At 73.5% G+C, this 19,259-nt stretch carries 18 protein-coding genes and 1 pseudogene; 13 read left to right on the top strand and 6 right to left on the bottom strand.

The window, feature by feature from the left end; genetic code table 11:
* Positions 1–6: 6 nt before the first annotated feature.
* Entirely contained in the window at positions 7–453 is a 447-nt protein-coding gene (locus AQJ58_RS09275; protein WP_067247206.1) for a Fur family transcriptional regulator, read from the bottom strand.
* Between the two features lie 208 nt (positions 454–661).
* On the opposite strand from AQJ58_RS09275, the gene AQJ58_RS09270 reads away from it, so the two are divergent.
* On the top strand, positions 662–1,312 hold the full coding sequence (locus AQJ58_RS09270; RefSeq protein WP_067247203.1) for a TetR/AcrR family transcriptional regulator: 651 nt from the start codon (positions 662–664) through the stop codon (positions 1,310–1,312).
* 229 nt (positions 1,313–1,541) lie between these two features.
* On the opposite strand, the pseudogene AQJ58_RS09265 reads toward AQJ58_RS09270, so the two are convergent.
* Positions 1,542–2,015: pseudogene (locus tag AQJ58_RS09265) on the bottom strand (MarR family winged helix-turn-helix transcriptional regulator); the annotation flags it as partial.
* Between the two features lie 113 nt (positions 2,016–2,128).
* Here AQJ58_RS09265 and AQJ58_RS09260 point away from each other — a divergent pair.
* Positions 2,129–2,644 carry a YceI family protein gene (locus tag AQJ58_RS09260; protein WP_067247201.1) on the top strand — a complete coding sequence of 172 codons (516 nt, stop codon included), beginning with the start codon at positions 2,129–2,131 and terminating at the stop codon, positions 2,642–2,644.
* A gap of 12 nt (positions 2,645–2,656) precedes the next feature.
* Here the strand turns inward: AQJ58_RS09260 and AQJ58_RS09255 are convergent, their stop codons facing one another.
* On the bottom strand, positions 2,657–4,402 hold the full coding sequence (locus AQJ58_RS09255) for a hypothetical protein (protein ID WP_420712144.1): 1,746 nt from the start codon (positions 4,400–4,402) through the stop codon (positions 2,657–2,659).
* Positions 4,403–4,594: 192 nt separating this feature from the next.
* Between AQJ58_RS09255 and AQJ58_RS09250 the strand changes: the two genes are divergently transcribed.
* The 11 genes from AQJ58_RS09250 to AQJ58_RS09205 all read left to right on the top strand — a co-directional run bounded on the left by AQJ58_RS09250 (position 4,595) and on the right by AQJ58_RS09205 (position 15,965).
* Positions 4,595–4,975 (top strand): cell division protein SepF, encoded by a 381-nt coding sequence (locus AQJ58_RS09250; protein ID WP_067247198.1) that lies wholly within the window; start codon positions 4,595–4,597, stop codon positions 4,973–4,975.
* A gap of 1,004 nt (positions 4,976–5,979) precedes the next feature.
* The gene (locus tag AQJ58_RS09245) at positions 5,980–7,128 is read left to right on the top strand and encodes an ATP-binding cassette domain-containing protein (protein ID WP_067247195.1); all 1,149 of its coding nucleotides are present in this window, start codon (positions 5,980–5,982) and stop codon (positions 7,126–7,128) included.
* On the top strand, positions 7,125–7,451 hold the full coding sequence (locus tag AQJ58_RS09240) for a nucleotide pyrophosphohydrolase (RefSeq protein ID WP_067247192.1): 327 nt from the start codon (positions 7,125–7,127) through the stop codon (positions 7,449–7,451). The genes AQJ58_RS09245 and AQJ58_RS09240 overlap by 4 nt, the downstream gene beginning before the upstream one ends.
* Before the next feature lie 222 nt (positions 7,452–7,673).
* Positions 7,674–8,183, top strand: coding sequence for a DUF6099 family protein (locus tag AQJ58_RS09235; protein WP_067247190.1), 510 nt, complete (start codon positions 7,674–7,676; stop codon positions 8,181–8,183).
* Between the two features lie 160 nt (positions 8,184–8,343).
* A complete protein-coding gene (locus tag AQJ58_RS09230) occupies positions 8,344–9,264 on the top strand; it encodes an LLM class F420-dependent oxidoreductase (RefSeq protein WP_067247187.1) in 921 nt (306 codons plus the stop codon).
* 102 nt (positions 9,265–9,366) lie between these two features.
* The gene (locus AQJ58_RS09225; protein WP_067247184.1) at positions 9,367–10,323 is read left to right on the top strand and encodes a DUF4232 domain-containing protein; all 957 of its coding nucleotides are present in this window, start codon (positions 9,367–9,369) and stop codon (positions 10,321–10,323) included.
* A gap of 246 nt (positions 10,324–10,569) precedes the next feature.
* Positions 10,570–10,746, top strand: coding sequence for a hypothetical protein (locus tag AQJ58_RS43800; protein ID WP_199844551.1), 177 nt, complete (start codon positions 10,570–10,572; stop codon positions 10,744–10,746).
* Positions 10,743–11,396: a YeeE/YedE family protein gene (locus AQJ58_RS09220; protein WP_067247177.1), complete on the top strand. Its 654-nt coding sequence runs from the start codon at positions 10,743–10,745 to the stop codon at positions 11,394–11,396. Before AQJ58_RS43800 ends, AQJ58_RS09220 begins: the two co-directional genes overlap by 4 nt.
* Positions 11,396–11,815: a YeeE/YedE thiosulfate transporter family protein gene (locus AQJ58_RS09215; RefSeq protein WP_067247171.1), complete on the top strand. Its 420-nt coding sequence runs from the start codon at positions 11,396–11,398 to the stop codon at positions 11,813–11,815. Before AQJ58_RS09220 ends, AQJ58_RS09215 begins: the two co-directional genes overlap by 1 nt.
* Positions 11,816–11,889: 74 nt before the next feature.
* Entirely contained in the window at positions 11,890–13,380 is a 1,491-nt protein-coding gene (locus AQJ58_RS09210) for a 3' terminal RNA ribose 2'-O-methyltransferase Hen1 (RefSeq protein ID WP_067247782.1), read from the top strand.
* Positions 13,377–15,965 (top strand): polynucleotide kinase-phosphatase, encoded by a 2,589-nt coding sequence (locus AQJ58_RS09205; RefSeq protein WP_067247169.1) that lies wholly within the window; start codon positions 13,377–13,379, stop codon positions 15,963–15,965. Before AQJ58_RS09210 ends, AQJ58_RS09205 begins: the two co-directional genes overlap by 4 nt.
* A gap of 2 nt (positions 15,966–15,967) precedes the next feature.
* Here the strand turns inward: AQJ58_RS09205 and AQJ58_RS09200 are convergent, their stop codons facing one another.
* The 3 genes from AQJ58_RS09200 to AQJ58_RS09190 form a co-directional block, all read right to left on the bottom strand.
* On the bottom strand, positions 15,968–17,065 hold the full coding sequence (locus AQJ58_RS09200) for a Kelch repeat-containing protein (protein ID WP_067247166.1): 1,098 nt from the start codon (positions 17,063–17,065) through the stop codon (positions 15,968–15,970).
* 108 nt (positions 17,066–17,173) lie between these two features.
* Positions 17,174–18,073, bottom strand: a complete 900-nt coding sequence (locus AQJ58_RS09195; RefSeq protein WP_067247164.1) for an NAD(+)/NADH kinase — start codon at positions 18,071–18,073, stop codon at positions 17,174–17,176.
* Positions 18,070–19,233 (bottom strand): SPFH domain-containing protein, encoded by a 1,164-nt coding sequence (locus AQJ58_RS09190; protein ID WP_067247161.1) that lies wholly within the window; start codon positions 19,231–19,233, stop codon positions 18,070–18,072. The genes AQJ58_RS09195 and AQJ58_RS09190 overlap by 4 nt, the downstream gene beginning before the upstream one ends.
* Positions 19,234–19,259 lie beyond the last annotated feature (26 nt).

The following is a 19,259-nucleotide window of genomic DNA, read 5'->3' as shown; positions in this document are numbered from 1 at the left end:
GGGACATCAGGGTGCTGCTGCGGTACCGGCGGTGGAACAGGCGGGGCACAGGCCCCAGTAGATGACCTCGGCCTCGTCGATCGAGAAGCCGCGGTCGTCGGAGGCGGTGAGACAGGGGGCGTGACCGACCGCGCAGTCGACGTCGGCGACGACGCCGCACGAGCGGCACACGAGGTGGTGGTGGTTGTCCCCGACGCGCCCCTCGAACCGCGCGGGGCTGCCCGGCGGCTCGATACGGCGGACGAGTCCGGCCGCGGTCAGCGCGTGCAGCGCTTCGTACACGGCCTGTACGGAGATGTGGCCGACGCGGTCGCGCACGCCGGAGGCGATCGTCTCGACGTCGAGGTGGTCACCGCCGCGGACGGTCTCCAGCAGCGCGACGCGGGCGGCCGTCACCCGCAGGCCGGCACCGCGCAGCTCTTCGGCGACGGTTCGGGGCTGGGGCGTGGTCATGGGGACAACCTACTCGGCTAAACACGAAGAGTTCAAGAAAGCGATGCCAACAAGTTTGGCGTGTCGGGTCAGGGCCGCTTCGTCCCGCTATGGTGGCGTACGGGGCCGCCCGGTACGCGTTCCACCGGGCCGGACGGGGTCCGTGGGGCTGGTGGGGACCGTGCCAGAATGGGCGTCCCGTCGTCACCGCCGATCACCGAGGTGCCCCGTGACCAAGCCCGTGGCCCGCGAGCCGCAGCGCCGTAATTCGCGGTCCAACCGGGCGCGCATCCTGGCCACGGCCCGCCGGGAGCTCGGCCGGAACCCCGACGTCACCCTGGAGGAGCTGGCGCGCGCCTCCGGTGTCGTACGGCGCACCCTGTTCGGGCACTTCCCCGGGCGGGCCGCGCTGCTGGAGGCGCTCGCAGAGGAGGCGTCCGAGACGCTGCGCGGGGTGCTGGAGACCGCCCGGCGGCCGGAGGAGCCGGCCGAGCGGGCGCTCGCCCACTTCATGCGGTGCATCTGGCCCGTCGGCGACCGCTACCGGCTGCTGCTCGCGCTCGCCCGGCGTGATCTCGGCATGGAGCGCGTCGCCGAGATCCTGGCGCCCGCCCGGGAGGAGGTCACGTCCATCCTGGAGCGCGGCGGGCGCGAAGGGGTCTTCCACGCCCAGCTCCCGCCCGCCGTGCTCAGCGCGGGCCTGGAGGCCATGCACTTCGCCCTGCTGGAGCAGGTCAACACCGGCGCACTGGAGGACGACGGCACCCGGGTCACCGTGGTCACGCTCATCGCGGCCGGGGTACCGGCGGAGCGCGCGGGCGTGGTGGTCGAGGAGGTCACGCCGGACGTGCCGACCGTGGAGCCCGACGTTCTGGACTAGGGCTGACGGTGCGGGCGTGGACCCGGGCCGGAAGCGGGCCTCAGCCGGATGCGCCGACCGCCTCTGTGCGCGGCTCCGCGTGCCCTCCGGTGGTCTCCGTCCCCGTGCCGCTGTCCGCGCGGGGCGCGACCGTCCCGGTTCCCGTCTGCTCGGGGACGCCGGCCGCATCGGTGCCGGTCCTCTCCGCGGAGCCGTCGGGTGCCTCCTGCTCCCCGCCCGATCCGGGTCCCGGCACCAGGCCGCTCATCGCCGCGCACTGTTCGGGGCCCATGACCTGGGCCAGCGCCTCGGTGACCGTCCCGGCGAGGGTGGTGGAGGCCTCGCGCAGGAGGGTGCGGGCCTTCTCGGTGAGCGCGATCTCGATGCCCCGCTTGTCCCCGCAGACGGAGCGGCGGGTGACCAGCCCGGCGTGCTGGAGACAGGCGACCTGATAGGTCAGCCGGGTCTTCGGGCGCCCCAGCAACTCGGCGACCCGTGTCATGCGCAGGCCCTCCTCCGGGTGCTCCGCGAGCAGACAGAGGATCAGGAACTCGTCGTGCGAGACGTCCAGCCGCTCCTTGACCACCGCCCGCAGCCGCTGTTCCACCGCGCCGGTCGCCGCGAGCAGCACCATCCAGGCGCGCAGCTCGGGCGGCAGCAGTCCGGTGCCCCGGGCGGACGGACACTCGGGCAGGTCAGGGGTGTGCTCCTCGGAGGCGGCCATGCCTCGAGTGTAACCGTGGTCCAATTTTGGACGACAGGGGTTGTTCAGTTTTGGATAATCCGCTAGCGTCGCATCATCCAAATTTGAATCATCACTCTGGACAGGAAACGACCATGACCGTCGCCGTGGACACCGGACTGTGGCAGCTCGACACCAGCGCTTCCACCGTCGCCCTGAAGCACAAGACGATGTGGGGCCTGGTGACCGTCAAGGGCGCCTTCGGGACCGTGCGCGGCGGGGGAGAGGTGGCCGCCGACGGCTCCGCCACCGGCACCCTCGCCCTCGACGTCGCCTCGCTCGACACCAAGAACGCCAAGCGTGACGAGCACCTGCGCGGCGCCGACTTCTTCGACGCGGCGAACCACCCCGAGATCACCTACGCCGTGCGCTCCGCCGCCCTGCGCGGCGCCGACGCGGTCGAGGTCTCCGGCCAGCTCACCGTGCGCGGCATCAGCCGCCCGCACTCCTTCACTGCGAAGCTGACCGGCGCGAGCGCCGACGCCGTCACCCTGGACGCCGAATTCACCGTCGACCGCGCCGAGTTCGGCCTGGGCTGGAACCAGCTCGGCATGATCCGCGGCCTGACCGCGGTCACCGGCACGCTCCGCTTCACCCGCGCGACGGCCTGACCCGCCGGCACGTCACCGTCGTTCCGCGGACGTGCGCAGCGCGGAGCCCACGTCCGCGCTCGACAGCGTCTGCGGATCCGCGGTGAAGGCCCGCAACCGGATGCGCACGCTCGGCCGGGGAAGGCGGAACGTCCCCTTGGGCGGCCGGAGTTCGTAGCGGGCCGTGCCGTGCGCGGGCAGCGTGCGCGGCCCTGCGGCCACGATCCAGTACGGGTCCATGCCCTGGCCCGTGGTGAGGGTGAAGTGCGGACTCAGCGCGCTGTCCCCGGTGTTGGTCACCCGTACGGTCATCAGCGTCACCGCGGTCGCCCTGTCGTGCCGGGCCGCCGTCACCCGCATCCGCAGCGGGGGCGTCCCGGTGGCCGCCGCCGTCGCGCTCGCCAGCGCGGGCAGCAGCACCAGGACGGCCGCGGCGACCCGCGCCCGGTGCCGCCGAGGCCCCGCCAGGACCCGGGGCCTCGGCTGCCACGCGCCGGCGAACTCCGGCAGCGGCGCGGTGACCGCCGACGCCAGCCACAGCGGCGTCATCATCAGGTAGTAGCCGTCCTGGGAGCGCGTGGCCAGGAAGAACGCGCACCACGGCAGCACCGTCGCGGCCGGCCCCAGCCGCCGCACGAACAGCACGAACACCGCCAGCAGCCCCACCGCCAGCAGCAGGCTCGCGTGCCCGTACCAGTCGAGCCGGTCGCTGCCGTCCGTGAGGTACAGCGACACACCGATCAGCCCCTGGCCGTGCAGCACCGCGCCCTGCGTGAGCGGCAGCGCGATGCCCTTCAGCCAGGCCGCCGGCTGCTGCGCCAGGAAGTAGGCGTTGATCAGCAGCCATACGGTGACGGCGACCCCGGCGATCCGCAGCACCACCCCCGCCGCCGCGCGCGGGCCCAGCTCACCGCGGCGCACCGCGTAGATCCCGGCCAGCAGGAACGGCACCACGAACCACGACAACTGCTGGGCGGCGCAGGCCGCGCCGAGGCACACCGCCCGGGCCACGCCCGCCCGCCCGAGCACTCCGCCGCGACCCGTACGCGGCCAGCGCACCACGGCCGGCAGCAGCAGGGCCAGAGCGAGGATCGCCGGATAGCCCTGGCGCCCGTACATCGGCAGGAACGAGAAGCCGAGGCACACCATGGTCGCGGCCGGCCGCCATGGTGCGGGCAGCATCCGCCACAGTGCCACCGCGCCCACGAGCAGCGCGCCGGTCGCCGTGGCCGTCGCCGGGGCGCCCCCGTGCCCGAGCCACAGCAGCGGCGCGGTGAGCAGCGGGGCGAGCGGGGGGTAGCCGTACGTGAAGTCGTAGCCGCCGTACACGGTCGGGGTGAGGGCGACGGTGCCGTGGCCGAACAGCCAGGGCCAGGGCCGGCCGTAGACGGGCCGCCCGGCGGCGATCTCCCGGGCCGCCTGGGTGGTCAGGACCGCTTCGTCGCCGCCCTGGTGGTACACCGCCCAGGCACACAGCACCAGGACCACGGCGGTGACCAGTACGCCCAGGTCGACGCGGGCCAGCGAGCGGGCCCGGCGCACGACGAGCGCGAGCACTCCGCAGACCAGGATCGAGGCGTAGCAGACCGAGATGACGGCGGCCACGACGACCTTGTGGCTCGCTGCCGTCGACCACACCGAGCGGGTGCCGATGAAGAGGGACACGGCGGAGAGGAGGGTCAGCACGCGGTGCCACTGCGCGGGGGGTTCCGGAAGGGCGGACACCGCCGACCGGGTCCGCCGACCGGGTGTCACCAGCGGGGTTTCTGCCAAGTGCACGGCACGGGAACGTAGTCGCGCTCGGTGAACGAGCTGTTCCGGGACGTGAAGATTCCGGTGTGCGGCGGGTAAGAAGCGTCCGTGGGAGGCCCGATCCGGTCGCCGTCCGTGTCGCTGTTGGGCCGAACGGGTGACTTGGCGTAAGAATTGGCTGGTGCAGGCATTGAGTGCGAGTCAGTTCAGGGGGACCCGGTGAACCGATACGACGTCACCGACGAGCAGTGGGAAGGGCTCGCCCAGGTAGTCCCCTTGCGGGGCCGGGACGCCTGGCCGTCGGCGGTGAACCACCGTTCGCTCCCCGACGACGTGACGGAGACCCGTCGGCGCTTCGTCGTGCTGCGGGTCAACATCTTCGCCGACGCCCGGGAGGTCGCCGAGACCCTGATGGCCGGCATCCCGGTCCTCCTCGACCTCACCAGCGCGGAGACCGACGTGGCCAAGCGCGTCCTGGACTTCTCCACCGGGGTCGTCTTCGGCCTCGCCAGCGGTATGCACCGCGTCGACCGCAACGTCTTCCTCCTCACCCCGCCGGGCACCGAGGTGAGCGGGCTCATGGAGGGCGCGGGGGTGTAGCGGCCGGGGCGTGTCAGCCGGGCATGTCGCTCGATCGTAGGAAGTCCTCAGGGCCGGAACGGTTCGCCCGCCGACCGGACCCCTACGGTCCGCATATGACCGCGCCCCCCGCCCCGTCCCCCCACCCCACTGCCGACCGTCCGACCGATCGGGCCGCCCCACCGGCCCCCGACCGCCCGGCCGACAGCAGTGCCGCCGACGACGGCGCACCCGCCCCTGACCGCGCTGCCGCTGCGGCGCCCGCTTCCGACCGCGCCCCGTCCACCGCCGGTCACCCGACCGACCGGGAGGGCACGACTGTCGCCGACGGCGCCGCCGCTGGTGACGGCGTGCCCGCCGTTGGCTGCTCTGCCGGGCCTGGCGTGTCCGCGGTGGGGCGCCCTGCCGGGCCCGCCCTGGTCGATGTCGGTCGTCCGGAGGGCTCGGCTGCTCCCGGCAGCCCTGCCGCTGGTGACGGCGTGCGCTGCTCTGCCAGGCCTGGCGTGTCCGCCGTGGGGCGCCCTGCCGGGTCTGTCCCGTCCGGTGCCGGGCGTGCGGAGGGCTGGGCTGCTGCCAGCGGCGCCGCCCCTGGTGATGGGGTGCCCGCCGTTGGCTGCTCTGCCGGGCCTGGCGTGTCCGCCGTGGGTCGTCCTGCCGGGCCTGTCCCGTCCGTCGCCGGGCGTGCGGAGGGCTCGGCTGCTGCCGACGGCGCCGCCGCTGGTGATGGCGTGCCCGCCGGTGGTCGCCCTGCCGGGGCCGGCCCGGTTGACGCCGGTTGCTCGGACCGTGCGGCTGGTGTCGGTGGTGACGCCGGTTGCTCGGGCCGTGCGGATGGTCCCGGCGGTGCCGCCGATTGTGACGGCGCGTCTTCCGACGGCCGCCCCGCCGGTCCCCTCGGCCCCGTCCCGTTCGTCACCGGGCGTACCGTCGGGGCGGGCGGTCGCGACCGTGGCGCCGGTCTCGGCGGGGCGCTCGCCGACGGTCTCCCGGTCGGGGACCCCGGGTGGGCGGGCGGTTTTGAGGGGGTGCGGGTTTCCGGCGCCGCGGGTGCACCGCGCCGGCCTCTGCGCCCCTGTGTGACCGAGTTGCGGCTGTCCGCGTTCGCCGGGCATCGGCGGGTGCGGGTTCCGTTGGGCGCCGTGACCGTGATCGCGGGGGACAGCGGGAGCGGGAAGACCTCGGCGGTGCGGGCGTACGAGGCGCTGGCGCGACTCGGCGGCGGGGCGCGGGTCGCCGACGTGTTCCCCGATCCGCTCTCCTGCGTCCCCGAGCGGGCCCGCCCCGACGCCCAGCGGCGCCGCGGCTTCCGGATCGGCTGCACCGCCGACGGCCCCGAGGGCCCGGTCCGCCTCGACGTCGCCGTTCAGGCCGAACCCGAGCTGCGGATCGTGGGGGAGCGGCTGAGCGCCGACGGACTCGTGCTGCTGGAGACCGCGCTGCGCGATCCCGGACGCCGTACGGTGCAGGCCGCCTGGCACACCGGCGGATCCGCCCCCGTCACCCGCGCCCCCCTCCCCGACGACCGCCTCGGCACCGCCCTGCTGCCGCTGCGCGTATCCGGCCGGACCGACGGGCAGCGGCAGGTCCTCGCCGCGGCCGAACAGATGGTCGTCGCCCTGCGCTCGGTCTTCGTCTGCGACCCCCAGCCGGAGTGGATGGGCGCCCCGGTGCCCCTCGGCTCCGGCCGGCTGCTCAGCGGCTGCGACAACCTCGCCGACGTGCTCTGGCGCACCGGCGAGGAGTGCGCCCGCCGCCACGGCCAACTGGTCGCCGCCCTCGACGCCGGCTGCGCCGGACGGATCGTCGACCTGCGCGCCGAACCCCTGCCCGACGGCACGGTCCGCGCGGTGCTCGACCGCGGCGACGGCACCGCCACGGAACTCGCCCGCCTCGGCTACGGCGAACTGCGCTACGTCGCCCTCGCCCTGGTCCTCCTCACCGGCCCCGGCGTCCTCGACCTGGACACGGCCGGCGAGGTGCCCTCCGCGATGCAGGCGCTCACCCTGCTCTGCGACAACTTCGACCGCGGCCTGGACCCGCGCCAGCGCGCCGCTCTGCTCCGGCTCGCGGTGCGGATGGCCGACCGCGGGCACATCCGCTGCGTCGGCACGGTCAGCGACCCCTCCTGGGCGGCCCGGACCCACGGCGTCACGGTGGTACACCTGGGTGAGTGACAGAACACCTCGACGTGGCGAAACTCCAGCGCAGACTGGCCGAGTTCGCGGCCGCACGGAACTGGCAGCCCTTCCACACCCCCAAGAACCTCGTCTCCGCGCTCAGCGTGGAGGCATCCGAACTGGTCGAGATCTTCCAGTGGCTGACCCCGGAGGAGTCCGCGCGGGTCATGGACGACCCGGAGACCGCGCACCGGGTGACGGACGAGGTCGCCGACGTCCTCGCGTATCTGCTCCAGCTCTGCGAGGTGCTCGGCGTCGATCCGCTCGCCGCCCTCGACGCGAAGATCGACCGCAACGAACGCAGGTTCCCAGCGCCATAGGAGGCCCGGGACGGCCCCGGGACTCCTTCGGTCCGGTTTCACTCTCCGGAGTCGTCCGGGGGGCCGCAACCGATTTGTTGTCCACAGATTTCCGTCTTCCTCTGGCTTTTCGCCCCACAGACCCTCACTCTGGGTAGTGGAACGCTCTCTGTGCGCGAGGGCGGTGCGCAAGGGAGTCCGGACGGACGTGCGAGGAGCACGTCGGACAGACGGGGGTGGCGCATGGACGCGGTGCGGCTCATCCTGACCAGCAGGCGCGCGCTCGCGGGCAGCGCGGGCCGGGCGGAGATTCTCACGGAGGTGTGGCAGGCCCAGGCCCTGGCCCAGGCCATAGGAAGTCGGCTGGCCGTCTCGGGCCCGCCCGAACTGCGCGGCGAGGCCCTCGGGTTGACCGAGCTGGCGGGCCGGGGCTGTGGCGTGCTGGAGGCCCCCGACCTCGACCACGCCGATCTGCTGGCCGCACGGCTCACCGCGCTGGAGGACGCCCGCGCGTCCCTGCTCGACCTGGGCGCGCTGCTCGGCGAGGTCGGCATCGCCCTGGTGGCCCTGGCCAGCGCGGCGGACGACCAGGGCACCTACTGGCAGTGCATGGAGGCCATCGACGCGGCCGACGAGTCCCGGGACCGCGTCCTCGAGATGCTGCGCAAACTGGCGGCGAGAGAGGAGCGGGAGGAGCGCGAGGCGAGAGGCGAGAAAGAGGGGGTGGCGGGGGTGGCCTTACCGGAGTGGTGACACCGGGCTTACCGGAGTGGTGACACCGGGCTTACCGGAGTGGTGACACCGGGCTTACCGGAGTGATGACATCCGGGCTTACCGGGCTTACCGGGATGGTGAGACCCGGGCACCGGGACCCCCGGGGCGGACGGGGACCCCGCGGTGCAGGATGGGAGGCATGGATCTTCGTATCTTCACCGAGCCCCAGCAGGGCGCCACCTACGACACCCTCCTCACCGTGGCGAAGGCCACCGAGGACCTGGGCTTCGACGCCTTCTTCCGCTCCGACCACTATCTGAAGATGGGCGACGTCGACGGTCTCCCCGGCCCCACCGACGCCTGGATCACCCTGGCGGGCCTCGCCCGCGAGACCCGCCGGATCCGTCTCGGCACGCTCATGACCGCCGCCACCTTCCGGCTGCCCGGCGTCCTCGCCATCCAGGTCGCGCAGGTGGACCAGATGTCCGGCGGGCGCGTCGAACTCGGCCTCGGCGCGGGGTGGTTCGAGGAGGAGCACAAGGCGTACGGCATTCCCTTCCCGAAGGCGAAGTTCGGCCGCCTGGAGGAGCAGCTGGAGATCGTGACCGGTCTGTGGGCCACCGAGTCCGGCAAGACCTTCGACTTCCACGGTGAGCACTACGACCTCACCGCGTCGCCCGCGCTGCCCAAGCCCGCGCAGCCGAAGATCCCCGTGCTGATCGGCGGCCACGGAGCGACCCGTACGCCCCGCCTCGCGGCCCGGTTCGCCGACGAGTTCAACATGCCGTTTTCCTCGGTCGAGGACAGCGCGCGCCAGTTCGGCCGGGTCCGGGCCGCTGCCGAGGAGGCCGGCCGCGACGCCGACAGCATCACGTACTCCAACGCCCTCGTCGTCTGTGTCGGCAGGGACGACCAGGAGGTCGCCCGCCGGGCCGCCGCGATCGGCCGCGAGGTCGACGAACTGAAGACCAACGGCCTGGCCGGCACCCCGGCCGAGGTCGTCGAGAAGATCGGCCGCTACGCCGAGACCGGTTCCCGCCGTTTCTACCTCCAGATCCTCGACCTGCACGACCTCGACCACCTGGAACTGATCTCCGCCGAGGTCCAGTCCCAGCTGTAGTCCCGGGGCGGGGCGGCGCACCCGGTGGTCTGTGACACGCCTGTGACCGGAACTATGGCCTCCGCCACAGTCGGTGCGGGCCCCGCCTGATGGGGTGACCGGATGCGCCCACCCCGCACCCTCCGCCTCCGCCTCCTGCCGGCCGTCGCCACCGTGCTCCTGCTCGCCACGGCCTGCGGAGGGGAACACGCGGGCGGCGACCTCGGCGGCGACGGCGTGGGAGCCGCCTCCCCGGCGTCCCGCACCCCGGTCACCGCCCCTCCGGTGGACGGCGTCCGCATCACCGCCGTGACCCTCCCCGCCACCACCCCCACCCCCAGGCCCGGCGCGTCCGACTGGACCGTCCACGCCGACCGCCCGGCCGACGACTCCGGCGTCTCGGCCGCCTACGAGGTCACCAACGACGGCAAAGAGGCGCTGACGTACACCGTGCTCTTCGACTTCACGACGAGCGCGGGGGAGGTCATGGGCAACCAGTGGGTGACCGTGCGGGACGTGCGCGCGGGCAGGACCGTACGCGGCACCGTCGAGCTGGGTGTCCTCGCCCCGGGTGCCTCGCCCGTGACCACGGTGAAGGTGGCCGAGGTCCTCAAGGTCCCCGCCGCCGAGGCCCCGGCGCGGGCGGGCGTCTGCCCGGCCTCCGGGATCCGGGTCACCGCCGACGACGGCGACGCCGCGATGAGCCTGCGCGTCGTCGGACTGCGCCTGGAGAACTGCGGCGAGAAGGACTACCCGCTCGACGGCTACCCCCTGCTCACCCTCCTCGACGAGGACCGCGCCCCGGTCGAGGGGGTGCGGATCCTCCACGGCGGCGACAGCATCGCCACGGGCACCGGCTACGACGACCCGCCCCGCGCGTTCACCCTGAAACCCGGCCAGAGCGCCGTCTCCGGCCTGGTCTGGCGCAACACCGCCGACGCGGGCACCGACCCCGTGAACGTCCCGTACGTCCGGATCCGCGCCAGGTCCGGCGCCGCCCCGGTCATGATCGCCCCCCGCCTCGACCTCGGCACCACCGGCAGGCTGGGCGTCGGCGCCTGGAAGCCGGCCGGACGCTAGTCGGACATCGCCCCGTCCCCGGGCGTGCGTCGCGACGTGGCGCAGGGTGATGCTTCACCATTCAACGTCTTGTTGGCTGGATACGAATGATGGTTTGATCTTCCCGTGGGTTGCTTACATTCTTCGACATGCCCTCTCTTCCCTCATCTCAACGAGAGTCTGGCGGGGTGGCGGACCTATTACTGTGACAATGAGGCCAACTGGCGCGGTTGCGCGCGCTACCAGGTCTCACTCACCGGTGAGCGGGTGCCGATCACCCTGCTGCCCAACGGGCGGCACGCCCGTCATCTGGCGCCGAGGACAGCACCCACCGCTCCCGCGAAGCGCGGTCCCGACCTCGCCGAACAGCCGCCGACGGCCCCCGAGAAGCCCGAGCAGGGCTGGTGGGCCCGGTTGGCGGAGTGGATGAGAGGGAACGCATGAGCGCCTACTGGCCATGGTGGGCGGGTGCTCTCGGGCTCGCCGTGCTGACCATCGGCTACACCCTCGCGACCGACCGGTCGTTCGGGGTGTCCGGGGCCTGGGAGCGAGTACTGCACTGGCGGCGCGAAGCCGAAGTGGAGCGACGGGAGGAGGGGCTGGCGGACGAACAGGCTCTTGTCTCCGCCCTCGTCGCTGCCACCGCCGAGCATTTCGGCACCCTGCCCGCCGCGCCCGTGCCCGCCGCGCCCGTGCCCGCCGCGCCCGTTCCCACCGGGCCTGTCCCCCCGGCCCCGGCCGGGCCCCGGCGGGGCGCACAGGCGCGCCCCGCTCCGCTGGTCACCCAGGCCGTGCTGCTGGTATCGATTTTCGTGGGCGGACTGATCGCCGCCGTGACCTCCGGGCGCTTCGACCTCCGCTTCGACATGGGCGCCGGCTACCGGCACCTGGTGACCGGCAACCCCGTCGCCATGATCGCCCTGCTGTTCACGGGAGGCGTACTGGTCGGCTTCGGCACCCGGCTGGCCGGTGGATGCAGTTCGGGGCACGGGCTCAACGGCTGCGGTCGGCTCAGCCCCGTCAGTCTCGTCGCCACGGCCACGTTCTTCGGCACCGCCGTCGCGGTGTCGTTCCTCCTGTGGAAGGTGATCTGATGCGCACGCGGGGCGGACTCCTGCTGGCCAACCTCCTGACCGGGCTGGCTCTCGGTTTCACCGTGACCCGAATCGGGTTCGGTGACTACGCCGAGCTGAACCGCATGTTCACCTTCCAGGACCTGCGGATGTTCCTCTCCTTCTTCGGCGCCGTCGTGGTGATCGCGAGTGTGTTCGCCCTGCTTCGGGTGCGCCGGGGCGGAGGGCGCCTCCACGCCGGTGTGGTCCCCGGCGCGGTCCTGTTCGGTATCGGCTGGGCGATCTCCGGCGGATGCCCGGCGATCCCGATCATTCAGGTCGCCAGTGGGTACCTGCCCGCCCTGGTCACCATCGCGGGCATCGTCGTCGGGGTCAGGCTGTGCCGCTGGGCCAGCGGCCGGCACCTCATCCGCCTCGACAGGGGCTCCTGCGAGGGGTGAGCCCGGCGGGGCCCTCCGTCGTCCCGGGGTAATCCGGTACCGCCGTGGGCCCACCGGCGCTCATACTCGGTCACGTGTTCCTGACGATCACCACCACCGGCACCCCTGAACGTCCCGCCACCGACCTGGGCTATCTGCTGCACAAGCATCCCGGGAAGGCGCAGGCGTTCTCCACGTCCTACGGCAAGGCCCACGTCCTCTACCCCGAGGCCGATGCCGACCGCTGCACGGCGGCGCTGCTGCTGGAGGTGGACGCCGTGGCGCTGGTCCGGCGCGGCAAGGGCAAGGGCCGTGGCGGCGCACCCGACGCGGCGCTCGCCCAGTACGTCAACGACCGCCCGTACGCGGCCTCCTCGCTGCTGGCCGTCGCGCTCAGCGGCGTCTTCTCCAGCGCGATGCGGGCCGTGTGCGCCGCGAAGCCGGAACTGCCCGCGCAGGCACGGCCGTTGCGCATCGAGGTACCCGCGCTGCCCGCCCGCGGCGGCCCCGCTCTCGTCCGGGCGCTGTTCGAGCCGCTCGGCTGGACGGTGACCGCCGACCCGGTGCCCCTGGACCCCGCGTTTCCGGAGTGGGGCGACTCGCGGTACGTACGGCTCGTCCTGGAGTCGGAGACGCTGACCCTCGCCGAGGCCCTGCGCCATCTGTATGTGCTGCTGCCGGTCCTCGACGACGCCAAGCACTACTGGGTCTCCTCCGACGAGGTCGACAAGCTGCTGCGCGCCGGTGAGGGCTGGCTGTCCGAGCACCCCGAGCAGCGCCTGATCACCAGTCGTTACCTGTCCCGCCGCTGGTCGCTGACCCGGCAAGCGATGGAGCGGCTGGAGCTGGTGCGGCTCGCCGAGACCGACGACAGCGCGGTCGAGGACATCGACAACGCCGTCGGGGCGGAGGTCGAGACCGAGGAGAAGCCGACCCCGCTGGCCGTGCGGCGCCGCGACGCCCTCATCGAGGCGCTGCGCACCGCCGGTGCCGCCCGGGTGCTCGACCTCGGCTGCGGCCAGGGCCAGTTGGTGCAGGCGCTGCTGAAGGACCCGGGGTTCACCGAGATCGTCGGCGTGGACGTGTCGATGCGCGCGCTCACCATCGCCGCCCGCCGGCTGAAGCTGGACCGGATGGGCGAGCGGCAGGCGTCCCGCGTCCGGCTGCTGCAGGGCTCGCTCGCCTACACCGACACCCGGCTCAAGGGCTACGACGCGGCCGTGCTCAGCGAGGTGATCGAGCACCTCGACCTGCCCCGGCTGCCCGCCCTGGAGTACGCGGTGTTCGGCGCGGCCCGCCCCCGCACGGTCCTCGTCACCACCCCGAACGTCGAGTACAACGTCCGCTGGGAGTCCCTCCCCGCCGGACACGTACGGCACGGCGACCACCGCTTCGAGTGGACCCGCGAGGAGTTCCGCGGCTGGGCGGCCGCCGTCGCCGAACGGCACGGCTACACCGTGGAGTTCGTCCCCGTCGGACCGGACGACCCCGAGGTGGGCCCGCCCACCCAGATGGCAGTGTTCACCCTGACAACCACCCCCACGGCCGGCACCCCGCAGAAGAAGAAGGAGGCGAAGGCGGCATGACCGAGACAACGGACAAGGGTCGGGTGCTCCCCGTCACCGACCTCTCCCTCGTGGTGCTGATCGGTGCCTCCGGCTCCGGCAAGTCCACCTTCGCGCGACGGCACTTCAAGCCCACCGAGGTCATCTCCTCCGACTTCTGCCGGGGCCTGGTCTGCGACGACGAGAACGACCAGAGCGCCACCCGGGACGCCTTCGACGTCCTGCACTACATCGCGGGCAAGCGGCTGGCCGCCGGCCGCCGTACGGTCGTCGACGCCACCAGCGTCCAGCAGGACGCCCGCCGGCAACTGATCGACCTGGCAAAGCAGTACGACGTGCTGCCCATCGCCATCGTGCTCGACGTGCCCGAGGAGGTGTGCGCCGAGCGCAACGCGGGCCGCACCGACCGCGCCGACATGCCGCGCCGCGTCATCCAGCGCCACACCCGTGAACTCCGCCGTTCGCTGCGCCACCTGGAGCGCGAGGGCTTCCGCAAGGTGCACGTGCTGCGGGGCGTGGCGGACGTGGAGAACGCCACCGTCGTCACCGAGAAGCGCTTCAACGACCTGACCCACCTCACCGGTCCGTTCGACATCGTCGGCGACATCCACGGCTGCGCCGCCGAACTGGAGTCGCTGCTGGGCAAGCTGGGCTACGCCGACGGCGTGCACCCGCAGGGCCGGACGGCCGTCTTCGTCGGCGACCTCGTCGACCGCGGCCCGGACAGCCCCGGGGTGCTGCGCCGCGTGATGTCCATGGTGAAGTCGGGCAACGCGCTGTGCGTGCCCGGCAACCACGAGAACAAGTACGGCCGCCACCTGAAGGGCCGCAGCGTCCAGCACACCCACGGACTCGCCGAGACCATCGCGCAGATGGAGGGCGAGAGCGAGGAGTTCCGCGCCGAGGTAAGGGAGTTCATCGACGGACTCGTCAGCCACTACGTCCTCGACGGCGGCCGGCTGGTGGTCTGCCACGCCGGTCTGCCGGAGAAGTACCACGGCCGCACCTCCGGCCGGGTCCGCTCGCACGCGCTGTACGGCGAGACCACCGGCGAGACCGACGAGTTCGGGCTGCCGGTGCGCTACCCGTGGGCGGAGGACTACCGGGGCCGGGCCGCGGTCGTCTACGGCCACACGCCCGTCCCCGAGGCGACCTGGCTGAACAACACCATCTGTCTGGACACCGGCGCCGTCTTCGGCGGCAAGCTCACCGCGCTGCGCTGGCCGGAGCGCGAGCTGGTCGACGTACCGGCGCGGCAGGTCTGGTACGAGCCGGTGAAGCCGCTGCGGTCACAGGCGCCCGGCGGGCACGACGGGCGGCCGCTCGACCTGGCGGACGTCCACGGCCGCCGGATCGTGGAGACCCGCTACGACGGGCAGCGGCGCGTCTCGATCCGGGAGGAGAACGCGGCGGCGGCCCTGGAGGTCATGAGCCGGTTCGCGGTCGACCCGCGGCTGCTGCCGTACCTCCCGCCGACCATGGCTCCGACCGCCACCAGCCGGGTGGAGGGCTATCTGGAGCACCCGGCGGAGGCGTTCGCGCAGTACGCGAAGGACGGCGTGCAGCGGGTCGTGTGCGAGGAGAAGCACATGGGCTCGCGCGCGGTCGCCCTGGTGTGCCGCGACGCGGAGGCCGCGCGCCGGCGCTTCGGCGTGGAGGGAGGGCCCACGGGGTCGCTCTACACCCGCACCGGCCGGCCCTTCTTCGACGACGCGGCGGTGACCGAGGAGGTCCTCGGGCGGCTGCGGGCGGCGGTGGACGCGGCGGGCCTGTGGACGGAGCTGGACACCGACTGGCTGCTGCTGGACGCCGAGCTGATGCCGTGGTCGCTGAAGGCGTCGGGGCTGCTGCGGTCCCAGTACGCGGCGGTCGGCGCCGCCTCCGGTGCCGTCTTCCCGGGCGCGCTGGCCGCGCTGGAGGGCGCCGCGGCGCGGGGCGTCGACGTCACGGACCTGCTGGCCCGGCAGCGGGAGCGCGCCTCGGACGCGGCCGCGTTCACGGCGGCGTACCGACGCTACTGCTGGCCGACGGACGGCCTGGACGGCGCACGCCTGGCCCCGTTCCAGCTGCTCGCCGTCCAGGGCCGCAGCCTCGCGGGCCTGCCGCACGACGAGCAACTGGCCCTGCTGGACCGGCTGGTGGAGCACGACGGCAGCGGACTGCTACAGACCACCCGCCGGCTCCACGTCGACACGTCCGACCCCGACTCGGTGGCGGCCGGTGTCGACTGGTGGCTCGAGCTGACCGGCCGGGGCGGCGAGGGCATGGTCGTCAAGCCGCTCGGCGCCCTGGTCCGATGGGGGTCCCCCCGCTCGAGCGAAGCCGAGAGTGGGGGAGGCGAGGGCCGCCTGGTGCAGCCCGGCATCAAGTGCCGGGGCCGGGAGTACCTGCGGATCATCTACGGCCCGGAGTACACCCGCCCCGACCACCTCGCCCGGCTGCGCGGACGCTTCCTGAACCACAAGCGTTCGCTGGCGATCCGCGAGTACGTGCTGGGCCTGGAGGCCCTGGACCGCCTCGCGGAGGGCGAGCCGCTGTGGCGCGTCCACGAGGCGGTGTTCGGGGTGCTGGCCCTGGAGTCGGAGCCGGTGGACCCGAGACTGTGAGGTCAGCGCCCGCCGCGCGCCAGCGGCGGGTCGAGGGCCTCCAGGGTGGCCACCTCACCGGTGTTCGTGTAGCCACCGGCGACGTAGACGCAGTTGCCGGTGGCACCGGGGGGACAGGGAAGAGCCGCCGACGCCGCCCTGAAACGCGCAGTCGGCAGGGGCGGCAGGGTGGTCCAGGCGTTGGACGTCGGGTTGTACGACAGGGCGGTGTCCTGCGCGCCCAGGTTCGCGCCGCCCACCGCGTACACGCAGGTACCCGTCTGGCCGGGCGGGCAGGTCGTGGAGGCCACGGCCGGCGACGACCGGGCGACCGGGAGCCGTGCCACGAGGCTCCAGGCCCTTGTGACGGGGTTGTAGGACTCCACCGTGTCGGAGTAGTCCGTGCCGTACCCGCCGACCGCGTAGACACAGGTGCCCGTCTGGCCGGCCGGACAGGGCGCTGCCGTCGTGCCGAGGCGCTGGCGGGCCTGGCGCAGGGACGCGATGGTGGTCCAGGTCCTGGTGGCCGGGTTGAACGTCTCCGCGGTGGCCAGCGTGCCGTTGGTACCGACCCCGCCGACGGCGTAGACACAGGTTCCGGTCTGACCGGACGGGCAGGGCGCTGCCGCCACCCCGAGGGCCGACCGAGCCGTCCCCAGGGACGTGACCGTGCTCCAGGCGGCGGTCGCGGGGTTGTAGAACTGGACGGTCGACAGGGGGATGTCGTCCCGTTCGCCTCCGACGGCGTACACGCATGTTCCGCTCAGCCCGTCCGGACAGGGGGCGGCGGCCGCTCCGAGGAGGCTCCGCGGCGAGGGCAGGTTCGTCAGGCTGGTCCAGGCGTTGGTGCTCCGGTCGTACGACCGCACCGTGGCCAGGTCCGACGTGCCGGCGAATCCGCCGACGACGTAGAAGCAGTTGCCGGTCTGCCCACGCGGGCAGGGCGCTGCGGTGCCGGCCGCGCTCGCCCGAGCCGTCGGCTCGGAGGTCAGCGTGGTCCAGGTCAGTCCGCTCTTCGCACCGGCGGGCAGCATCCCGCACAGCACCGCGACGGCGGCGAGGATCCCGGTCAGGGCGCAGCGGGCGCGCCACCTTCCCGGGATCGTACGTATGGGGGGCACGGCAGGCTCCTGTCGCAGAGGGGGCATGTACCAGAGAGGTCCCCCGTCCCGTCGTGCGACCCGCCGTGGCGACCCGGCATTTCGCCCTATTGGCCCAGGAATCGGGGGTCACCCCACCAGCCGCAGCCGCTGCCCGCACACCCCCACCCGTACCGTCTGCCCCCAGGTCAGCTCCACCGCGTCGCTCTCGATGCCGTCCCCGAACGCGACGATCCGCTCGGACTCGACGGTGAGCGTCAGCCGGCTCCCGCCGGTCAGTTCGCCCGCCACGTACGAGGTCCCCGTCGCCGGTGACGGCCACGCCTCCCGTACGCACCACACCAGCCGTTCCTCCGTCGGCGCCGGCAGCCGGGGTCCCCCGCCGCGCTCCTGCCAGACCGAGCGGATCCAGCCGGTGGCGCCGGTGCCGGTGCCGACGAGCACGCCCGAGGAGGCCTGGGCCTCGACGACACCCCCGTCGTCGTCGAGGCCCAGGCGGTAGCGGGCGGTCTGGTGCCCTGCGGCGCCCAGGTAGATCTCGTTGAGGGCCAGCAGCCGCTGGGTGTCGTCGGCGACGGCCTCGACCATGGTCAGTTCGGACACCCCGGTCGCGGAGGAGAGCGCCGAGGGCAGCAGGGCGGCGGCGTCGGCGGGGCGGTGGCGGACCAGGACGCCCGGGTTGCGGCCGGGGTCGGTGTCGATGCCGACCACGGGCTGCCCGGTCAGGTACTTGGCGACGTTCGCCACCAGACCGTCCTGGCCCACCACGATCACCACGTCCTCCGGTGCGAACAGGAAGCGGTCCAGGTCGGCCCGCTCCACCTGGCTCTGGCGCCAGGTCAGGGGGATCGCCGAGGTCACCTCCGCCAGCGCGCGCCGGGTGCGGCGGTGCCGTTCGGCGATCTCCTCGACGTCCCGGCCCCGGGAGGAGAGGAAGAAGGCGGCCTGGCCGTGGGTGCCGTGCCGGGCCACCAGTTCCTCGTACTCCGTGGTGCGGTGGACCAGTACGGCCCGCGGGGCGAGGCTCACTCCCGCGCTCCCAGCTTGGCGAGCAGGCCGGTCAGCACGTCCGGCGAGATGGTGACGCTGTCGATGTGCGGCAGGTTCTCCGCGAGCCGGGTGCCGGTCAGCGCGTGCAGGGTCGTGACGTCGACGTCCGCGTGGACCCGCAGCCAGGCCGCCTGCGCCTGGGCGCGGGCCTCGCCGACCTCGCGCGCGCCCTCGGCCTCGGCGCGGGCGAGCCGTACCGAACGGGCCGCCTCGGCCTCCGCGAGCTTCACCGTGCGCGCCGACTCCGCGTCGGCCAGCCGCTCGGTGCGCCGCGCCTCGGCGTCCGCGAGATGCACCTGCTTGGCGGCCTCGGCCTCCGCGAGCTTCACCGAGCGCGCGGCCTCCGCCTCCGCGAGGCGGACGGTCCGCGTCGCCTCGGCCTCCGCCCGCACCCGGTCGGCGGCCGCGGTCTCCTCCGCCTCACGGCGGGCGTTGGTGCCCCGCTGCTCGACCAACTGCTCCTCGCGCCGGGCGAGTTCGATCCTGCTGGCCAGTTCGTTCTCGGCGATGGCGCGCTCCCGCTCGACCGCCACGGCCCGCCGTTCGTACGTCGCCCGGTCGGCCTCCTGCTGGATCTGCTCCCGGGCCGGGGTGCGCAGCGCGCGCTCCACCTCCGCCTCGGGGCGCAGTGCCATCACCCGTACGGCGACCACCTCGATGCCCGTCGCGGGCAGCCGCGGTTCCGCCGCCAGCCCCGCCGCGACCCGTTCCCGTACCGCCGTCACGCCGTCGACCAGCGCCGCCGCCAGCGACGTACGGGCGAGGACGTCCAGGGCGTGCTGCTGGGCCGTCTCGGTGAGCAGGGTGCCGAGCTGTTCCAGGGGCGCGCCGCGCCAGACGCCGGTGTCCGGGTCGACGGAGAAGTCGAGGCGGGCGGCGGCCACGGCCGGGTCGCTGATCCGGTAGGTCACCGTCGCCTGCACGGTGACGTCCTGGAAGTCGACCGTGCGGGCGTGGAAGGTCATGGCCAGCTCGCGGTCGTCGACCGGTACTTCGGAGAGCGCGGCGGTGAGCGCGCGGAACCAGAAGCTGAGCCCCGGGCCGTCGTGCACCAGGGTGCCCGCGCGGTGGTGGCGGATGTGTGCCGTCGGTGCGCCGCGCAGATGGCGCCAGCCGAGCCGGCGGGTGATGTCGGCCATGAGGCCCCCCTCGCCTTGATTGTCGT

It is taken from the genome of Streptomyces sp. DSM 15324, from assembly GCF_001514285.1.
GTDB lineage: Bacteria > Actinomycetota > Actinomycetes > Streptomycetales > Streptomycetaceae > Streptomyces.
This window is presented reverse-complemented; position numbering and strand designations above follow the sequence as displayed.